Source organism: Antarcticimicrobium luteum (assembly GCF_004358185.1).
Taxonomy (GTDB): Bacteria; Pseudomonadota; Alphaproteobacteria; order Rhodobacterales; family Rhodobacteraceae; genus Antarcticimicrobium; species Antarcticimicrobium luteum.
This window is the reverse complement of the sequence record NZ_SMUV01000067.1, coordinates 91261-108781: the sequence shown is the minus strand read 5'-3', so window position 1 is coordinate 108781 and position 17521 is coordinate 91261. Positions and strand designations below refer to the sequence as shown.

The following is a 17521-nucleotide window of genomic DNA, read 5'->3' as shown; positions in this document are numbered from 1 at the left end:
GGGCGTCAGTGCCGGAAATGGCGCATGCCGGTGAACACCATGGCGAGCCCGGCCTCGTCGGCCGCCGCGATCACCTCGGCGTCGCGCATCGACCCGCCCGGCTGAATGACGCAGGTAGCGCCCGCCGCCGCCGCTTCGAGCAGCCCGTCGGGGAACGGGAAGAAGGCGTCCGACGCCACGGCCGAGCCGATGGTCAGCGGTTTCGCCAGGCCCAGCGTCTCGGCCATGCGCTCGGCCTTCTTGGCGGCGATCAGGGCCGAATCGACCCGGCTCATCTGGCCGGCGCCGACGCCGACGGTGGCCTGATCGCGGACATAGACGATGGCGTTGGATTTCACGTGTTTCGCCACCTTCCAGGCGAACAGCAGATCGCGCATCTGCTCTTCGGTGGGCGCCAGTTTCGTCACCACCTTCAGATCGTCCATCCCGACAAAGCCGTTGTCCTTGTCCTGCACCAGGAAGCCGCCCGCCACCTGACGGAAGGTCAGCCCGCCGGCACGCGCGTCGGGCAGACCGTCGGTGGTCAGCAGGCGCAGGTTCTTCTTGGCGGCGAAGATCCCCTTTGCCTCGTCGGAGGCGCCGGGCGCGATCACCACCTCGGTGAAGATGCCGGTGATCTCTTCGGCCGTCTCGGCATCCAGCGGCTTGTTCAGCGCCACGATGCCGCCGAAGGCCGAGGTGCGGTCGCAGTCGAAGGCGGATTTATAGGCCTCGATCAGCGTCGCGCCCTTGGCCACGCCGCAGGGGTTGGCGTGTTTGATGATGGCGCAGGCGGCAGTGTCTTCGGGATCGAACTCGGCGACCAGCTCAAAAGCCGCGTCGGTGTCGTTGATGTTGTTGTAGGACAGCTCCTTGCCCTGATGCTGCACGGCGGTGGCGACACCGGGGCGGTTCGAGCCGTCGACGTAAAAGGCCGCGTTCTGATGCGGGTTCTCGCCATAGCGCAGGGTCTGCGCCAGCGTGCCGGCAAAGGCGCGGCGGCGCGGCGCCCCCTCCTCCAGCGCCGCGGCCATCCAGGCCGAGACAGCGGCGTCATAGGCGGCGGTGCGCGAATAGGCGGTCAGCGCCAGGTTCTGGCGGAAGCCGTAGGTGGTCTGGCCGTCGTTGGCCTCCAGCTCGGCCAGCAGCCTGTCATAATCCTCGACATCGACCACCACGTTGACAAAAGCGTGGTTCTTCGACGCGGCGCGGATCATCGCCGGGCCGCCGATGTCGATATTCTCGATGCAGGTGGCGTAATCGGCGCCCTTGGCGACGGTTTCCTCGAACGGGTAGAGGTTCACCACCAGCAGGTCGATCGGCGAAATCAGATGGGTTTCCATCGCCGCCACATGGGAGGGGTCGTCGCGCAGCGCCAGCAGGCCGCCGTGCACCATCGGGTGCAGCGTCTTGACCCGGCCGTCCATCATTTCCGGGAACCCGGTCACTTCGGCGACGTCGCGCACCTCAAGCCCGGCGTCGCGCAGGGCGCGGGCGGTGCCGCCGGTGCTGATCAGTTCGACCCCGCGCGCGGCCAGGGCCCGGCCCAGATCAATCAGGCCGGTTTTGTCGGAGACGGAAAGCAGGGCGCGGCGCACAGGGTACAGGTCGGTCATGAGTCGATCCTTGATCTCAGGAAATGTCTGGGCGCGGCATAGTCCATATCGCGCCGGGATAGAACCACCCCATTTGCCGCGGCGCAGCATGATCTGGTGGATTTCCGGCGGGTTTCGCGCCTCAATTTGAAAAATCGGGCTCGTCGCGGTGCAGGTCGCGCACCGCGATGGCGGTGTCCTGCGCCTTGCTCAGCGACCAGCGCACACGGGTGCGATAGTCCATCGCGCGCCCCGACAGGACGATCTGGGTGCTGGCCCGCGGTTTCAGCCGGCCCTTTTCCAGATAGACGCTGGGCTGCAGCGCCAGCGTGAGCGACGGGCCGCCGGCATGGCGAAACACCCAGATTTCTCCGCTCTTGAGGGCCATGGACACCGCCGCGCCGCCCAGATCCAGCGCCGCGTCCACCTCCGGGTGCAGATGCAGGCGGATGTCAAAGCCCACCCCCGACAGCACGGTTGCGTCCATCGCCTTGTCAAAGCGGCGCTTGTCGGCATCCTCGACCGCCAGCAGCATATCCTCGGCCGCCAGACCGCGCCCGTCGAAGGACAGATCGAGGCTGCGCACATGGGTCAGGCCAAAGCTGCGCAGATAGCCGTCATGCCCGCCCTGAAACCGGATGCCGTCCGTCATTTGCGAGATTTCGGTCGGCACCCGGAACGGCCCGTCGATCAGCGCCTCGCGGCCCGACCCGCGCGCCGGCTCGCTCAGCCGGGCGCTGGAATAGCCGTCGAGGCAGAGCGTCGAATGCGACGGCGTCGCCCGCCCGGCGCGGCGCCACTCGACCCCGAAGGAGGCGCCCGAGCCGCAATTGACGATCAGCGGACGGCGGCCCGAGGTCAGCTCGAAGGCCAGCGTCGAGGCGTGGGCGTTGTAGGAGGCCGGCCCGCGCGGCGGCGGGCTGGCATCGACGATCACGCTGGTGCGCCCGCCGGACAGCCGGGCATAGCCCATCGCCAGCCCGCCCGGCTGGCCCGGCTTGACGTGGGAGGCGGCGAGCGCGTGATCGAGCCGCCCCTCCAGCCCGCGGCCGCCGCCGTGAAACCGCGCCAGCCCGCCATCGGCATGGCGCAGGGTGCGCAGGGTGGGGGCGATCCGCTCGATCGCCGCCTGATGCGGCCCCGGCACACCGCGCCCTGCGTCATGCAGCACCGCCGCCGCCCAGGTCAGCAGCGTGAACACCTCGAGCAGTTCCTCGGGGTTGCGGGTGGGCAGACCGCCCTGACTGTCGATCTGGGCGGCGCATTCGCGCGCCAGCGCCCTGACCGCCGGATCGGCCAGATCTTCGCGCCCTTGCAACGACAGCCCGGCATAGATCAGCCCGGTCAGCGCCTCGAACCGGGGCAGGCCGGGGGCGGCGGCGGACCAGCGTTTCGACAGAAACCAGGCCTGGGCCGCGAGGGCGCGGTAGAACGCCGCGCTGGCCGCCTTGTCCTGACCGCGCAGCAGAAACAGCGCGTGATTGATCCAGCGGATCACCCGCCGGCCGGCCAGATCCGGGGTCCATCCCGGCCCCCGTCCGGTGCCATGCGCCGCAATCCACCCCCAGAGCCAGGTCTGCGCCCTGGCCCGCGCCGCCATGTCACCCACCGCCGCCAGATCGTCGAGCCAGGCGAAACCGTGACGATCGGCGTCAAAGGCGGCGTTGGGCGCGGCAACGTCCCACAGCGCGGTGTCCTGCGATTCGATGAGGTATCCGGCAAACAGAAGATTGCCCGCGATCAGCTGCCGACCGCGCGCGAACGACCCGATGGTGCGCGGCTCGGGCTGCGACACGAACCCGGTTGCACCGCGCTGCCGTCTGCTCCGCCGGGCATACCAGCGGTTAAGTAACCGGGTGCGGCGACTGGCAAATGTGTCAGGACTGGACATGCGCGCTCTGCCTCTCACGCTCTCTGGCGTTTCCGGCGGATGATAGCGGCGCAGGGCCGCGGAGTCACTTGCGAAACCCGGACCTCATGCCGCTTTGCGCAGACAGGCGATGTAAAAACCGTCCATGCCGCCCAGCCCGGGCCAGTAATCGGGACGCAGGCGCAGACCGCCCTCTTCGGTGACCCAGCCCGGATCGATCCCGGGCAGATCCAGCGCGGCCCGGTCGATGGCGGCGCCGGCCAGGATTTCCAACGCCTCCTCGATCTGCACCTCGCCCTCGTCCGGCAGCAGCGAACAGGTGCAATAGACCAGCCGCCCGCCCGGTTTCAGCAGCGACCAGGCATGCGCCAGCATCTGCGCCTGAAGCTCGATCAGCAGGCCGAATTCGGCCCCGTCCTTGGCAAAGGGCAGATCGGGATGGCGGCGAATGGTGCCAGTGGCCGAACAGGGCGCGTCAAGCAGGATGGCGTCATATTGCCCGTCGTGCTCCAGCGCGTCACCGACCACCACCCGGGCGGTGAGCCCGGTGCGCGCCAGATTCTCGCGCAGCCGGCCAAGGCGCGCCTCCGAGATGTCGAGCGCGACCACATCGGCGCCGGCGGCGGCCAGTTGCAGGGTCTTGCCGCCGGGCGCGGCGCACATGTCGAGCACCTTTTCGCCGAGCTGCGCGGCCAGCACTTTCGCGGGCAGCGCCGCGGCGGCGTCCTGCACCCACCAAGTTCCATCCGCATAACCCGGCAGCGCCGAGACCTGCCCCGGCACATCGAGCCGCAGCGACCCGGTGGGCAACGCCCGCGCGTCCGGCAGATCGACCAGCGCCCCCGGGCGGGGCGTAATGTCGAGCGGCGCGCCGGCGAAATGCGCCGCCTCCATCGCCGCCACCGCCTCGGGGCCCCAGGCCTCGACCAGCGGTTTGCGCAGCCATTTCGGCAGCCGCGGAACGCGCAGCCGCGCCCATTCCTCCGGCCCCTCGGCGGCGATCTTGCGCAGCACCGCGTTGACCATGCCCTTCAGTTTCCCGTGGCGGCGGTGGCGCGCGGTGATCTCGACCATCGCGTTGACCACGCCATGCGCCGCGGCGCCTGCGCAAAGCTCGATCGTGCCCAGCCGCAGCGTGTTCTGCACGGTCAGCGGCGGCGGTTTGCGCAGATGTTTCGCCAGCAGCCGGTCGGCGCGCTCCAGCCCGCGCAGCGTGTCGGCGGCCAGCCGCTGGGCGCGGGCGCGGTCGGCCGGCTCCAGCCGCTCCAGCGCCGCGGCGCCAAGGCATTCGGACAGCAGCCGCCCCTCGCCCAGAACCTGATCGAGCAGGTAAATCGCGCTTTTCCGTGCCGCCGTTCCGCTGTCGTCCATGCTGACCTGCCTGCGTTGTTCCAAGTCGCCCGGCTTGTCCCCGGGCGACAGGGGCGTATATCACGAGCAGAGAGCAAAGGAACCCGCGATGCGCGAGAACGACAGCCCCGAAGCACCGGACGAGAAACCCGATCTGCCCCCCGCCGCCCAGCGCGCGCTGGCCGAGGCGGAGGCGCGCCGCCGCAAGGCCGAGGCGGAGGCCGAGCCGCTGCCCACCGAACTGGGCGGGCGCGACGGGCCGGAACCGGTGCGCTATGGCGATTGGGAGAAGAAGGGGATCGCGGTCGATTTCTGAGGCGGCCGCGCCTCGAGCCCTCGTTCCGCGATTAAAGAAATAAGGTTCGCGCCCGGCCTCGGGGGCGGGCGCGAACCGGGGCTGACGCCCCGGAGAAAACCTCATCGTACCGCGCCCCCACCGACACGAATGCGTCGCATCTGCTGGCGGGCGAGGCCCGTCCTGCGGCCGGGCCTGACGGGACATCGGTGCCGTTTCTCCATCAAGCAGCCGCGAATCACCCCTGCCGCAGCGATCCCTCGCCGCCGCTCAATTTGCCGAAACCTCTCGGCAAATCGCCCGGGGTGTCACAGCCCCAGCACATCCACCATGTCGTACTGGCCCGGCGCCCTGCCCTGACCCCAGAGCGCCGCCTTGAGCGCGCCGCGCGCAAAGATCGCCCGGTCGGTCGCCACATGGCGCAGCACGATGCGTTCGCCATCGGCGGCAAAGAGCACGTCATGCTCGCCCACGATGTCGCCGCCCCGGACCGCGGAAAATCCGATATGCCCCCGCTCGCGCGCGCCGGTGATCCCGTCGCGGCCGCGGTCGGCCACATCGGCCAGGCTCACCCCGCGCCCCTCGGCGGCGGCCTCGCCCAGCATCAGCGCGGTGCCCGAGGGTGCGTCGACCTTGTGGCGGTGGTGCGCCTCGATCACCTCGATGTCGAAATCCTCGTCCAGCGCGGCGGCCACCCGTTTCGTCAATTGCACCAGCAGGTTGACGCCCAGGCTCATGTTGCCGGCCCGGATGATGACGGCGTGGCGCGCCGCCGGTTCAAGCCGCGCGATCTGGTCGTCGGTCATGCCGGTGGTGCCGATCACATGCACCGCGCGGGCCTGCGCGGCCAGCGCGGCAAACTCCAGCGTCGCCTCGGGCGCGGTAAAGTCGATCACCGCCTGCGCCTGGGCAAAGGCGTCGAGCGGCTGGTCGGTCACCGTCACGCCCAGCGGCGCGCCGCCCATCGCCTCGCCCACGTCGCGGCCGACCCAGGAATGGCCGGCCCGCTCGACCGCGCCGACCAGACGCGCCCTGTCGCTGTCGCTGATGGTCTCGATCAGCATCCGGCCCATGCGGCCCGATGCCCCGGTCACGACGATCCCCGGTCTATGTGTCATGTGACGCCCCTGTGCTGCGATCCTGTGCCTTCTCCCTACCCGCTCAGCCGCCGCTTGGCAAAGCCCCGCCAAACGCCTAGATCGGGGACATGGCAAAGAACAAATTCCATGACGGTTCCGGTCCCTCGCAGCGCCAGCTGCGGGTGGGCGAACTGATCCGGCGCACCCTGGCCGAGGTGCTGGCGCGCGGCGATATCCACGACCCGGACCTCAACCGGATGTCGATCACCGTCGGCGAGGTGCGCACCTCGCCCGATCTCAAGATCGCCACCGCCTATGTGCTGCCTTTGGGCGGCAAGGGGCAGGAGGATGTGGTCAAGCTGCTGGCGCGCAACAAGGGCGAGCTGCGCCGCATCATCGGCAAGAAGGCCGGGCTGAAATTCACCCCCGACCTGCGATTCCAGCTCGACCAGACCTTTGACCAGATGGACGAAACCCGCCGCATGCTGTCGCAGGACGCGGTGCGCCGCGATCTGGAGTCGTGATCCGCGCCGCCGCGATCGGGCTGGCGGCGCTCATCGCCGCCCCTGCCCTCGCGGTCGAGTGCCGCAATACCGGGTATGACGGCAACCGCTATACGATCTGCGAGGTCGATGCGGCGCAGGAGGATCTGCGGCTGTTCCTGAACGATGCCCGGGGCGGACTGCTGGGCCAGTTCGGGGCGGTGAACGCAAAGCTGGCCGGCGAAGGCAAGCGGCTCGCCTTCGCGATGAACGGCGGCATGTATCACGACGATCGCTCGCCGGTCGGGTATTATGTCGAGAACGGCGACGAGTTGATGCGGGTGATCCCCAATGCCGGGCCGGGCAATTTCGGCCTGTTGCCGAACGGTGTCTTCTGCATCCGCCCCGGCCGGGCGGATGTGATCGAGACGCTGGCCTTCCTCGACCGCAAGCCCGCCTGCACCCATGCCACCCAATCGGGGCCGATGCTGGTGATCGACGGCGCGCTGCATCCGCGGTTCCTGCCCGACAGCAACTCGCGCTACATCCGCAACGGGGTGGGCACCAGCGCCGACGGCACCCGCGCGGTTTTTGCGCTGTCGCGCGATCTGGTCACCTTCCACGCCTTTGCCCGTCTTTTCCGGGATCACCTCGGCCTGCCGCAGGCGCTTTATTTCGACGGCAACATCTCGCGGCTCTACGCGCCGCAGCTCGGGCGCAACGACCCGGGTTTTGCCCTGGGGCCGATCGTCGGCGTGGCGGAGCCCGCCGAATAGGGCGGAACCGGGCCGAATCCGTACAAAATCACTGCCTCGGCCTTCGGCAAATTGACAGCGCGGGGGGCTTCGGCTACGCCGCCGCCCTCTGATCAGGAACGGGGACGACATGGCACGCAAACGCAAAGGGCGCGATATTTCCGGCTGGCTGGTGGTGGACAAGCCCGCTGGGCTGACCTCGACCGCCGTCGTGAACAAGGTGCGCTGGGCGCTGGAGGCCAAAAAGGCCGGTCATGCCGGCACGCTGGACCCGGAGGCGACCGGCGTGCTGGCGGTGGCGCTGGGCGAGGCGACCAAGACGGTTCCCTATATCACCGATGCGCTCAAGGCCTATGCCTTCACCGTGCGGCTGGGCCAGGCCACCAACACCGACGATGCCGAGGGCGAGGTGATCGCGCAAAGCGACACACGCCCGACGGATGACGAGATCAAGGCGGCGCTGAGCCGGTTCGTCGGCGAGATCATGCAGGTGCCGCCGAAATACTCGGCGGTCAAGATCGACGGCCAGCGCGCCTATAAGCTCGCCCGCGAGGGCGAAGAGTTCGAGGTCGAGGCGCGCCCGCTCTGGGTCGAGGAGCTGGTGATGACCGACCGCCCCGACCCCGATCACGTGGAGCTGGAGATGACCTGCGGCAAGGGCGGCTATGTGCGCGCCATCGCCCGCGACCTCGGCGAAACCCTGGGCTGCTTCGGCCATGTGGTGCGCCTGCGCCGGATCTGGTCGGGTCCCTTCGATTCCGAGGACGGGCTGAGCCTCGAACAGATCGACGCGATGGCGCGAACGCCGGCGCTCGATGACTACATCCGCCCGCTGGAACAGGGGCTGGCCGATCTGCCGGAGGTCAAATGCACCGCCGAGGGCGCGGCAAAGCTGCGCAACGGCAACCCCGGCACGGTGCTGCCCTCGGATGTGGAGTACGGCGACGAATGCTGGGCCTCTTTCGAGGGGCGCGCGGTGGCCGTGGGCCGCTACAAGGCCGGGCAATTGCATCCCAGCCGGGTTTTCAACCTCTAAGCCGGGCGCAACGCCCCTGCGGGGCGGGGCGGCGGGGCGGCGGGGCGGCCCCCCCTTGCCGCCGGGCCGCTTTCGCACGGCGGTGTCTTCCGCTCCGGCGCGCGGACGGATAAACCCCCGTCCATGATCACCCGAAGCCATACCAAGGGCGACGCGCCCTCCACCGCCGTCTATTCCGATTGCGAACGCTACCGCTACAGCCTGACCCGGATCTGGAACCCGCAGGGGCGCCGGGCGCTGTTCGTGATGCTGAATCCGTCGACCGCGACCGAGGTGCAGAACGACCCGACGGTCGAGCGCTGCGAACGGCGGGCGCGGGCGCTGGGGTTCGGGGCGTTCCGGGTGACCAACATCTTTGCCTGGCGCGACACCGACCCGCGTGCGATGCGCCGGGCCGACGATCCGGTGGGGCCGGAGAATGACGCGGCGATCCTGGACGGCGCGGCCTGGGCGGATCAGGTGATCGCCGCCTGGGGCACCCATGGGGCGCATCTGGACCGGGGACCGAGGGTCGAGGCGCTGCTGCGCGGGACCGGCGCGCCGCTCTATCACCTGGGGCTGAGCAAGGACGGGCACCCGAAACACCCGCTTTATATCGCCTATGCGCGCCAACCCGAGTCCTGGGGACCGGAAAACCCCTGTTAACCAGCCGAACCGGAAATCATTGACCTGTGCCCGCATTTGTGGCTGCTGGGGGCGTTCTTAGGTTTTCGAGTGGAGCGGCGGCATGGTCTGGCTGGCGGGTTTATTCGGCCTTGCCGCGCTGGGCGGCATGGCCCTGGCGGACCTCTTTTCCGAAGACGACGACCTGGCCGACGATAAGGCGGAGGCCGATCAGGATCCCCTCGGCCTGGAGACCGGCATGGAAACCGGGCCGCTTTCTCCCGCTGACTGGATCGAGGGGGTGACGGGGACGACGGGGGATGTCCCCGGCGACCCGGTGGAGGGCGCGGCCGAAAGCGGCCCTGCCGGGCTGATCCTGTCGGGCGGACCCGAGGTCGACTTTCTCTCCGGCGGGGACGGGAACGACCTGCTGGACGGGGCCGCCGGTCAAGACCAGATCAACGGCTATGGCGGCGACGACTGGATCCGCGGGGGGGCCGGCGACGACCGGCTGTTCGGCGCGGACGGCGATGACCTCCTCGATGGCGGCGGCGGCGAAGATCAGCTTCATGGCGGCTATGGCGATGACGACCTGGAGGGCGCGGCGGGCGAGGATCAGCTGTTCGGCCATGCCGGGGCCGACCGGCTGGAGGGCGGTTCGGGCGCCGACCGGATGGAGGGCGGGCTGGGCGACGATGTGCTGCGCGGCGGGGACGGCGACGACGCGCTGCACGGCTCGGAAGGGGACGATTTTGTGGAGGGCGGCGCGGGTGCGGACACCCTGTTCGGCGGCTGGGGCGACGATACCCTGTCCGGACTGGAACCGGGCGAGGCCCCCGGCATCGACGATCTCGGCGGTATCGGCGGGAGCATCGGCGCGGCGAATGCGGCGGACAGCGCCGCAGAGGATACGTCTGGGAGCGATTTTCTCAATGGCGGCAGTGGCGCCGACACCATCTTCGCCGGGGCCGGCGACGTGGTGACCGCCGGCGAGGATGCGGACGGCATCGTGCTGGGCGACTGGATCGCCGGCGGCGATGCTGCCGAGCTTTTGGATTACGATCCGGCAGAGGATCAGCTGACGCTGGTCTGGGATATGGAATCCGACCCCGATCCGGAGGTCGAGGTGGTGACCGACCCGGCGAGTCCGGGGCTGAGTCATATCATGGTCAACGGCGCCGAACTGGCCCGTGTCCAGGGCGGCGGCCCGGTGACGGTGGAGGATATCCGGCTGGTCGACTATACCGCCCTGCCCGATTTGAGTCCGGCGGATCGCTGATCGGGCCGATTTTCCCTTTGCTTTGGTACAGAATCCGCCTATACGCCCGCATTCGATCCGGGAACGGGGCCTCCGTGCCGGGTCGGACCATTCTCCACGGGCCTGTGCTGGACGACATCCCGGCCTGCGCCATTCACTCTAACCCTGTAAAGGAGACCCCGATGTCGATTACCGTCGAAGAAAAAGCCCGCGTGATGAAAGAATTCGGGACCAAAGAGGGCGACACCGGTTCGCCCGAGGTTCAGGTTGCGATCCTGAGCTCGCGGATTTCCACGCTGACCGAGCACTTCAAGACCCACAAGAAGGACAACCACGGCCGCCGTGGTCTTCTGAAGATGGTGGCCCAGCGCCGCAAGCTGCTGGACTATCTCAAGGGCAAGGATGAGGGCCGTTATCAGGACCTGATCCAGCGCCTGGGTCTGCGCCGCTAAGCGCGCCTTACCAATTTGGTTCGATCGACCGCGTCCCTGCCGGGGCGCGGTTTTTTCGTTCCGGGACGGTCTGTATCGGCATCCGCCTGACCAGCCTGGCAAGGGGGCTCGATCAGGCGAGTGATGTGATACCAAAACATCAAGACTCATAGACATCCGGGGGCCGACGCCCGCTTGCCTGTCACCGTTCTGTCCGGCACCCCGATGCCGGGAAGACGACGTTACCGACCCGCATCCCCAACAACCGCGGTGGCCTTCTGATCGGGGGCAGCGGCTGACCCGGCAGGGATGCTGCGGAAAAGGACCGGGTTCCCCGCGGACGCCCCGAAACCGGATCGCCCCATCCTGCGGACGGGAGGGCCGCCCCGCTATCCATCCTTTCCAAACGTGCCGTTCTCCTGTATGGCGCGTCCATCTGAGACCGTGTGCCCGGACCCCGGCACTCGACGTGAAGATACAAGGGGTCGGCGGCAATGGGGCCGCTACGCAAACGGGAGACCCGGAAGGCCGGGAGTGCTCCCAAACAGGATACGATGATGTTCAATGTAACGACGAAATCGATCGAGTGGGGCGAAGAAACCCTCACTCTGGAAACGGGCAAGGTTGCCCGTCAGGCTGATGGCTCGGTCATCGCCACGCTGGGCGAGACCCGGGTGATGGCCAACGTGACCTTTGCCAAGGAACCCAAGCCCGGACAGGACTTCTTTCCGCTGACCGTGCATTACCAGGAAAAATACTATGCCGCAGGCAAGGTGCCCGGCGGCTTTTTCAAGCGCGAGGCGCGTCCGACCGAGAAAGAGACGCTGACCGCACGCCTGATCGACCGCCCGATCCGCCCGCTGTTCGTGCCCGGCTTCAAGCATGAAGTTCTGGTGATGTGCACCGTGCTGAGCCACGATCTGGTCAACGACCCCGACATCGTGGCGATGATCGCCGCCAGCGCCGCGCTGACCGTGTCGGGCGTGCCCTTCATGGGGCCGATCGCCGGCTGCCGCGTCGGGTATGTGGATGGCGAGTACATCCTCAACCCCGATGTCGAGGACATGCATAACCTGCGCAACAACCCCGAGCAGCGCCTCGACCTGGTGGTCGCCGGGACCAAGGACGCGGTGATGATGGTGGAATCCGAGGCCTATGAGCTGTCGGAAGCCGAGATGCTGGGCGCGGTGACCTTCGCGCATGAGCAGATCCAGCCGGTGATCGACCTGATCATCGATCTGGCCGAGGATGCCGCGAAAGAGCCGTTCGACTTCACCCCGCCGGATTACTCCGCTCTCTATGACGCGGCCAAGGCTGCGGGCGAAGAGAAGATGCGCGCGGCCTATGCCATCACCGACAAGCAGGAGCGTCAGGCCGCCGTCGCCGCAGCGAAAGAGGCGATCCGTGCCGCGCTGAGCGACGAGCAGCTGGAGGATCCGAACCTCGGCGCCGCGCTGAAAAAGCTCGAGTCGACCGTTCTGCGTTCGGACGTGGTCAAGAACGGCCGCCGTATCGACGGCCGCGCGCTGGACCAGGTTCGCCCGATCGTCTGCGAAAACGGCCTGCTGCCGCGGACCCATGGTTCGGCACTGTTCACCCGCGGCGAAACCCAGGCGCTGGTGGTGACCACGCTGGGCACCGGCGATGACGAACAGTTCATCGACGCGCTGCACGGCAACTTCAAATCGAACTTCATGCTGCACTATAACTTCCCGCCCTATTCGGTCGGCGAAGTGGGCCGCGTGGGTGGCCCGGGCCGTCGCGAGATCGGCCATGGCAAGCTGGCGTGGCGGGCGTTGCAGGCGGTTCTGCCGGCCTCGACCGACTTCCCCTACACCCTGCGCCTCGTGTCCGAGATCACCGAATCCAACGGCTCGTCCTCGATGGCGTCGGTCTGTGGCGGCTCGCTGTCGATGATGGATGCGGGCGTTCCGCTGAAATCCGCGGTGGCCGGTGTTGCCATGGGTCTGGTGCTGGAGGAAGACGGCTCCTACGCGGTGCTGACCGACATTCTGGGCGACGAGGATCACCTCGGCGACATGGACTTCAAGGTCGCGGGCACCGAAGAGGGCATCACCTCGCTGCAGATGGACATCAAGGTGGCCGGCATCACGCCCGAGATCATGCAAAAGGCCCTGGCTCAGGCCAAGGACGGCCGGATGCACATCCTGGGCGAGATGAACAAGGCGCTCTCCGGCGCGGCGGATTTCTCTGTCCACGCACCGCGCATCGAGACCATGCAGATCCCCACCGACAAGATCCGCGAAGTGATCGGCTCGGGCGGCAAGGTGATCCGCGAGATCGTCGAAGTGTCGGGCGCCAAGGTCGACATCAACGACGACGGCGTGATCAAGATCGCCTCGCCGAACGGCGAGGCCATCCAGAAGGCCTATGACATGATCTATTCGATCGTGGCAGAGCCGGAAGAGGGCAAGGTCTATAAGGGCAAGGTCGTGAAGATCGTCGATTTCGGCGCCTTCGTGAACTTCTTCGGCAAGCGCGACGGGCTGGTTCACGTCAGCCAGATCGAGAACCGCCGCCTGAACCATCCCTCGGACGTTCTGAAAGAGGGCCAGGAGGTCTGGGTCAAGCTGCTGGGCTTTGACGACCGCGGCAAGGTGCGCCTGTCGATGAAGATGATCGACCAGGAGACCGGCGAAGAGACCACTGCCGAAAAGAGCGAGGAAGCGGCGGACTGATCCGCCGTCCCCTGACGCGATAGAGAGGCCCCGGCAGCGATGCCGGGGCTTTTTCGTTTCACGCGACACAGGTAAGACATGGTCATGCACTCGCTGATCATCCACATGTCCGCCAGCATCGCCCGGCGCCCCAATGCCGAGGCGCTGTTGCGCGCGCTGCCAGGCGCGATGCTGATCGATGCGGTCGACGGGCGCGATCCGGCGCAGGTGACCGGCGTGACGATCCGGCCGGGCGATGCCTTTGCCCCCGCCTACCCCTTTCCCATGTCCCCCGGCGAGATCGGTTGTTTCCTCAGCCACCGGCGCTGCTGGCGGCGCATCCTGGCCGAGGGGTGGGACTACGCCCTGATCGTCGAGGACGACCTGGACATCGACCCCGCGCGGCTGCGCGCGGCGCTGGAACTGGTCGCGGACCAGGCCACGCCGGACAGCTACATCCGCCTGCCGGTGAAACCGCGCGAGCGGCCGGCCCGGGTGCTGGGGGAAAGGGACGGGCTGACGCTGATCCTGCCGCGCATCATCGGGCTTCAGACCGTGGCGCAGGTGGTCGGGCGCGGGGCGGCGGCGCGGCTGCTGGCCGCGACCGAGACCATCGACCGGCCGGTCGATACCCTGCTTCAGATGCATTGGGTCACCGGTCAGCCGGTGCACAGCCTGACCGGCAGCGGCGCGCGCGAACTCACCGCCGATCTGGGCGGCTCGACGATCCAAAAGAAAACCCGCGCCGGCGGCAAGCTGGCGCGGGAATTCAAACGTTTCGCCTATAGGACGCAGGTCGCCCTGCGCCCGCAGCCGCCGATCAGGCCGGGTTCTTGATGGTGCGCAGATAGGGCAGCTTGACCTCGACGTCGCCGAACTTTTCCTTGGCCTCGTCGGTGCTCATGCCCAGCGCCACGATCACGTCCTGACCGGCGGTCCAGTTCGCCGGGGTGGCCAGCGGCTGCTGCCAGGTGCGCTGCAGCCCGTCCAGCGCGCGCAGCACCTCGGCAAAGTTGCGGCCGACCGACATCGGGTAGGTCATGATCAGCTGAACCTTTTTGTCCGGGCTGATGATGAAGACCGAGCGGACCGAGGCGCTGTCGGCGGCGGTGCGGCCATCGGGCAGATAGGCCTCGGCGGGCAGCATGTCGAAGGCTTTCGACACCGCCAGATCCTGGTCGGCGATGATCGGGAACCCGGCCTTGGCGCCGGCGAAACCTTCGATGTCCGACTTCCACTTCACGTGCTCGTCGGCGCCATCCACGCTCAGACCGATCACCTTGGTGCCGCGCTTTTCCCACTCATCGGCGAGCTGGGCGACGGCACCGAATTCGGTGGTGCAGACGGGGGTGAAATCCTTGGGGTGGCTGAACAGGATCGCCCAGCTGTCACCGATCCAGTCGTGGAACGTAATTTCACCCTGATCGGTCTCGGCGGTGAAATTGGGAACGATGTCGTTGATACGCAGGCCCATGTGACTACTCCTGATGATGAATACTGAATTCCATGATGGTCGGATTCTGTCGCGCGTCGGCGGCAATGTAATATCATGGAGGTGAGGATGCATCCCCTGACTTGTCCCCAATCGTAAGCGGTGACACATTGGCGCGGAATCGCTGACCGCCCGGTCAGGAAAAACTGTCGTACTGGGAGAACCGGACATGATCGAGAAACGCAATTTCTACATCAACGGCCAGTGGGTGGCCCCCGCGCAACCCCGCGATCATCAGGTCATCGACCCTTCGACCGAAGAGCCCTGCGCGGTGATCTCGCTGGGCGGCGACGCCGATGCCGATGCCGCCGTCGCTGCGGCCAGGGCGGCGCTGCCCGGCTGGATGGCCACCCCGGTCGAGGACCGCATCGCGCGGGTCGAAAAGCTGCTCGAAATCTATATGGAGCGGGGCGAGGATCTGGCGCAGGCGATGTCGGCCGCCATGGGCGCGCCGATCGAAATGGCCCGCACCCAGCAGGTCGGCGCCGGCGCCTTTCACCTGAAGAACTTCATCCGCGCCGCCAAGGCGTTTGAATTCGACCGCCCGCTCAGCGACCGCGCCCCCAACGACCGCATCATCCATGAGGCGGTGGGCGTCGCCGCACTGATCACGCCGTGGAACTGGCCGATGAACCAGATCACGCTCAAGGTCGGGGCCGCCGCCATCGCCGGTTGCACCATGGTGCTGAAGCCGTCAGAGGAAAGCCCGCTCGACGCCATGGTCTTTGCCGAACTGATGGATGCGGCCGGCTTCCCCGCCGGTGTCTTCAACCTGGTGAACGGCGACGGCATCGGCGTCGGCAACCGGCTGACCGGTCATCCGGATGTGGACATGGTCAGCTTCACCGGCTCGACCCGGGCCGGTATCGCGATCTCCAAGAACGCCGCCGACACCCTGAAAAAGGTGCATCTGGAGCTGGGCGGCAAGGGCGCCAACGTGATCTTTGCCGATGCCGACGACAAGGCGGTCAAGCGCGGCGTGATGCACATGATGAACAACACCGGCCAGTCCTGCAACGCGCCCAGCCGGATGATGGTGCAGGCCGATATCTATGATCAGGCGGTCGAAATCGCCGCCGAAACCGCCGCCAAGATCACCGTGGGCAGCGCCCATGAAGAGGGCAGGCATATCGGCCCGGTGGTCAACAAGACCCAGTGGGACAAGATCCAGGGCCTGATCCAGAAAGGCATCGACGAGGGCGCCCGCCTGATCGCCGGCGGCCCCGGCCTGCCGGAGCAGTTCAACAAGGGGTTCTACGTGCGCCCCACCATCTTTGCAGACGTCACCCCGGACATGACCATCGCCCGCGAAGAGATCTTTGGCCCGGTCCTCTCGATGATGAAATTCGAGACCGAGGAAGAGGCCGTCGCGATGGCCAACGACACCGAATATGGCCTGACCAACTATGTCCAGACCCAGGACGGTGCCCGTGCCAACCGCATGGCGCGCGTGCTGCGCTCGGGGATGGTCGAGATGAACGGCACCTCGCGCGCGCCGGGATCGCCCTTTGGCGGCATGAAGAAATCCGGCAACGGGCGCGAGGGCGGCATCTTCGGGATCGAGGATTTCCTCGAGGTGAAGGCCGTCAGCGGCTGGACCCCGGAATAATCCGGCTCTGAGCCGCAACGACAAAGCCGCCCGGCACCGGGCGGCTTTTTTTTGCGCGCCGGCCCGGCCCGGCGACCGGACGGCGCGATTCCCGCTGGTCCCGGCGCGGCCGGATGCGCTATGTCCGGGCAAACACGGGGACAACCGCCGATGATCATCACCCGCCTGCATGGCCGCCTGGGCAACCAGATGTTCCAGTATGCCGCCGCCCGCAGCCTTGCCGCACGGCTGGGCGTTCCGGTGGCGCTGGATACGCGGGGGGCGTTGCGCCGGGGCGAGGGGGTGCTGACCCGCGTCTTCGACCTGCCGCTGGCCGCCCCCGAGGGCCTGCCCCCCGACCGCGCCGAACGCCCCCTCGCCTATGGGCTCTGGCGCCTGTCTGGTCGCGCCCCGCGGTTTCGGCGCGAACGGGGGCTTGGCTACAATCCGGCCTTCGAGGACTGGGGCGACAACAGCTATCTGCACGGCTATTGGCAGAGCGAGCGCTATTTCGCCGGGATCGCCCGGGACATTCGCCGCGATTTCACCTTTCCCCGTTTCTCCAACGCGCAGAATTCCGAGATGGCCGCGCGGATCGGCGAAAGCCTGGCCATTTCACTGCATGTGCGGCGCGGGGATTATCTGACGCTCAGCGCGCATACAGTCTGCGACGAGGCCTATTATCACAGCGCGCTGGCGCGCCTGCTCGACGGGCTGCCGGGCACCCCGACGGTATTCGTCTTTTCCGACGATCCGGCTTGGGTGAAAGAGAACCTGCCGCTGCCGGTGGAAAAAGTGGTGGTGGATTTCAACGGGCCGGACACCGACTTCGAGGATATGCGGCTGATGTCACTCTGCCGGCACAACATCATCGGTAATTCGTCGTTCTCCTGGTGGGCGGCCTGGTTGAATGCCCATGCGGACAAACGGGTTGCCGGTCCCGTGCAGTGGTTCGGGGATCCGAAGTTGCGCAACCCGGACATCCTGCCGGAGGGCTGGCTGCGGATCGCGGCGTGATCCCTTCGAACCC

At 67.5% G+C, this 17521-nt stretch carries 16 protein-coding genes; 11 read left to right on the top strand and 5 right to left on the bottom strand.

The window, feature by feature from the left end; genetic code table 11:
- Positions 1-5: 5 nt before the first annotated feature.
- The 3 genes from purH to E1832_RS12800 form a co-directional block, all read right to left on the bottom strand.
- On the bottom strand, positions 6-1595 hold the full coding sequence (gene purH, locus E1832_RS12810) for a bifunctional phosphoribosylaminoimidazolecarboxamide formyltransferase/IMP cyclohydrolase (protein ID WP_133360159.1): 1590 nt from the start codon (positions 1593-1595) through the stop codon (positions 6-8).
- 121 nt (positions 1596-1716) lie between these two features.
- Positions 1717-3465: a heparinase II/III family protein gene (locus E1832_RS12805; protein WP_133360158.1), complete on the bottom strand. Its 1749-nt coding sequence runs from the start codon at positions 3463-3465 to the stop codon at positions 1717-1719.
- Between the two features lie 84 nt (positions 3466-3549).
- Positions 3550-4815 (bottom strand): RsmB/NOP family class I SAM-dependent RNA methyltransferase, encoded by a 1266-nt coding sequence (locus tag E1832_RS12800; protein ID WP_133360157.1) that lies wholly within the window; start codon positions 4813-4815, stop codon positions 3550-3552.
- A gap of 88 nt (positions 4816-4903) precedes the next feature.
- On the opposite strand from E1832_RS12800, the gene E1832_RS12795 reads away from it, so the two are divergent.
- A complete protein-coding gene (locus E1832_RS12795) occupies positions 4904-5110 on the top strand; it encodes a DUF1674 domain-containing protein (RefSeq protein WP_133360156.1) in 207 nt (68 codons plus the stop codon).
- Between the two features lie 287 nt (positions 5111-5397).
- Here E1832_RS12795 and dapB read toward each other — a convergent pair whose 3' ends face one another.
- On the bottom strand, positions 5398-6207 hold the full coding sequence (gene dapB, locus E1832_RS12790) for a 4-hydroxy-tetrahydrodipicolinate reductase (RefSeq protein WP_133360155.1): 810 nt from the start codon (positions 6205-6207) through the stop codon (positions 5398-5400).
- An 89-nt stretch (positions 6208-6296) separates the two neighbouring features.
- On the opposite strand from dapB, the gene rbfA reads away from it, so the two are divergent.
- The 8 genes from rbfA to E1832_RS12750 all read left to right on the top strand — a co-directional run bounded on the left by rbfA (position 6297) and on the right by E1832_RS12750 (position 14248).
- Positions 6297-6692 (top strand): 30S ribosome-binding factor RbfA, encoded by a 396-nt coding sequence (gene rbfA / locus E1832_RS12785; RefSeq protein WP_133360154.1) that lies wholly within the window; start codon positions 6297-6299, stop codon positions 6690-6692.
- Positions 6689-7426 (top strand): phosphodiester glycosidase family protein, encoded by a 738-nt coding sequence (locus E1832_RS12780; RefSeq protein ID WP_133360153.1) that lies wholly within the window; start codon positions 6689-6691, stop codon positions 7424-7426. The genes rbfA and E1832_RS12780 overlap by 4 nt, the downstream gene beginning before the upstream one ends.
- A gap of 109 nt (positions 7427-7535) precedes the next feature.
- Complete coding sequence (truB, locus tag E1832_RS12775; protein ID WP_133360152.1) at positions 7536-8441, top strand: tRNA pseudouridine(55) synthase TruB; 906 nt, start codon at positions 7536-7538, stop codon at positions 8439-8441.
- A gap of 123 nt (positions 8442-8564) precedes the next feature.
- Entirely contained in the window at positions 8565-9086 is a 522-nt protein-coding gene (locus E1832_RS12770; RefSeq protein WP_133360151.1) for a DUF1643 domain-containing protein, read from the top strand.
- An 82-nt stretch (positions 9087-9168) separates the two neighbouring features.
- Positions 9169-10323, top strand: coding sequence for a calcium-binding protein (locus tag E1832_RS23125; RefSeq protein ID WP_133360150.1), 1155 nt, complete (start codon positions 9169-9171; stop codon positions 10321-10323).
- Positions 10324-10484: 161 nt separating this feature from the next.
- On the top strand, positions 10485-10754 hold the full coding sequence (rpsO, locus tag E1832_RS12760) for a 30S ribosomal protein S15 (protein WP_133360149.1): 270 nt from the start codon (positions 10485-10487) through the stop codon (positions 10752-10754).
- Between the two features lie 536 nt (positions 10755-11290).
- The gene (pnp, locus tag E1832_RS12755; RefSeq protein ID WP_133360148.1) at positions 11291-13432 is read left to right on the top strand and encodes a polyribonucleotide nucleotidyltransferase; all 2142 of its coding nucleotides are present in this window, start codon (positions 11291-11293) and stop codon (positions 13430-13432) included.
- A gap of 84 nt (positions 13433-13516) precedes the next feature.
- Positions 13517-14248, top strand: a complete 732-nt coding sequence (locus E1832_RS12750) for a glycosyltransferase family 25 protein (protein WP_133360147.1) — start codon at positions 13517-13519, stop codon at positions 14246-14248.
- Here the strand turns inward: E1832_RS12750 and E1832_RS12745 are convergent.
- Positions 14232-14885, bottom strand: coding sequence for a peroxiredoxin (locus E1832_RS12745; protein WP_133360146.1), 654 nt, complete (start codon positions 14883-14885; stop codon positions 14232-14234). The two genes, E1832_RS12750 and E1832_RS12745, sit on opposite strands and share 17 nt — an antisense overlap.
- A gap of 187 nt (positions 14886-15072) precedes the next feature.
- Between E1832_RS12745 and E1832_RS12740 the strand changes: the two genes are divergently transcribed.
- Complete coding sequence (locus E1832_RS12740) at positions 15073-16512, top strand: aldehyde dehydrogenase family protein (protein WP_133360145.1); 1440 nt, start codon at positions 15073-15075, stop codon at positions 16510-16512.
- Positions 16513-16662: 150 nt separating this feature from the next.
- A complete protein-coding gene (locus E1832_RS12735; protein ID WP_133360144.1) occupies positions 16663-17508 on the top strand; it encodes an alpha-1,2-fucosyltransferase in 846 nt (281 codons plus the stop codon).
- The last annotated feature ends 13 nt before the right edge of the window (positions 17509-17521 follow it).

Excerpts from the sequence above, each read along its gene's own strand:
- E1832_RS23125 (WP_133360150.1), top strand. The coding sequence starts at position 9,169 with ATGGTCTGGCTGGCGGGTTTATTCGGCCTTGCCGCGCTGGGCGGCATG.
- pnp (WP_133360148.1), top strand. The coding sequence starts at position 11,291 with ATGTTCAATGTAACGACGAAATCGATCGAGTGGGGCGAAGAAACCCTC.
- E1832_RS12740 (WP_133360145.1), top strand. The coding sequence starts at position 15,073 with ATGATCGAGAAACGCAATTTCTACATCAACGGCCAGTGGGTGGCCCCC.
- E1832_RS12745 (WP_133360146.1), bottom strand. The coding sequence starts at position 14,885 with ATGGGCCTGCGTATCAACGACATCGTTCCCAATTTCACCGCCGAGACC.
- purH (WP_133360159.1), bottom strand. The coding sequence starts at position 1,595 with ATGACCGACCTGTACCCTGTGCGCCGCGCCCTGCTTTCCGTCTCCGAC.
- E1832_RS12770 (WP_133360151.1), top strand. The coding sequence starts at position 8,565 with ATGATCACCCGAAGCCATACCAAGGGCGACGCGCCCTCCACCGCCGTC.
- E1832_RS12800 (WP_133360157.1), bottom strand. The coding sequence starts at position 4,815 with ATGGACGACAGCGGAACGGCGGCACGGAAAAGCGCGATTTACCTGCTC.
- dapB (WP_133360155.1), bottom strand. The coding sequence starts at position 6,207 with ATGACACATAGACCGGGGATCGTCGTGACCGGGGCATCGGGCCGCATG.
- rpsO (WP_133360149.1), top strand. The coding sequence starts at position 10,485 with ATGTCGATTACCGTCGAAGAAAAAGCCCGCGTGATGAAAGAATTCGGG.
- E1832_RS12750 (WP_133360147.1), top strand. The coding sequence starts at position 13,517 with ATGCACTCGCTGATCATCCACATGTCCGCCAGCATCGCCCGGCGCCCC.
- rbfA (WP_133360154.1), top strand. The coding sequence starts at position 6,297 with ATGGCAAAGAACAAATTCCATGACGGTTCCGGTCCCTCGCAGCGCCAG.
- truB (WP_133360152.1), top strand. The coding sequence starts at position 7,536 with ATGGCACGCAAACGCAAAGGGCGCGATATTTCCGGCTGGCTGGTGGTG.
- E1832_RS12735 (WP_133360144.1), top strand. The coding sequence starts at position 16,663 with ATGATCATCACCCGCCTGCATGGCCGCCTGGGCAACCAGATGTTCCAG.
- E1832_RS12795 (WP_133360156.1), top strand. The coding sequence starts at position 4,904 with ATGCGCGAGAACGACAGCCCCGAAGCACCGGACGAGAAACCCGATCTG.
- E1832_RS12805 (WP_133360158.1), bottom strand. The coding sequence starts at position 3,465 with ATGTCCAGTCCTGACACATTTGCCAGTCGCCGCACCCGGTTACTTAAC.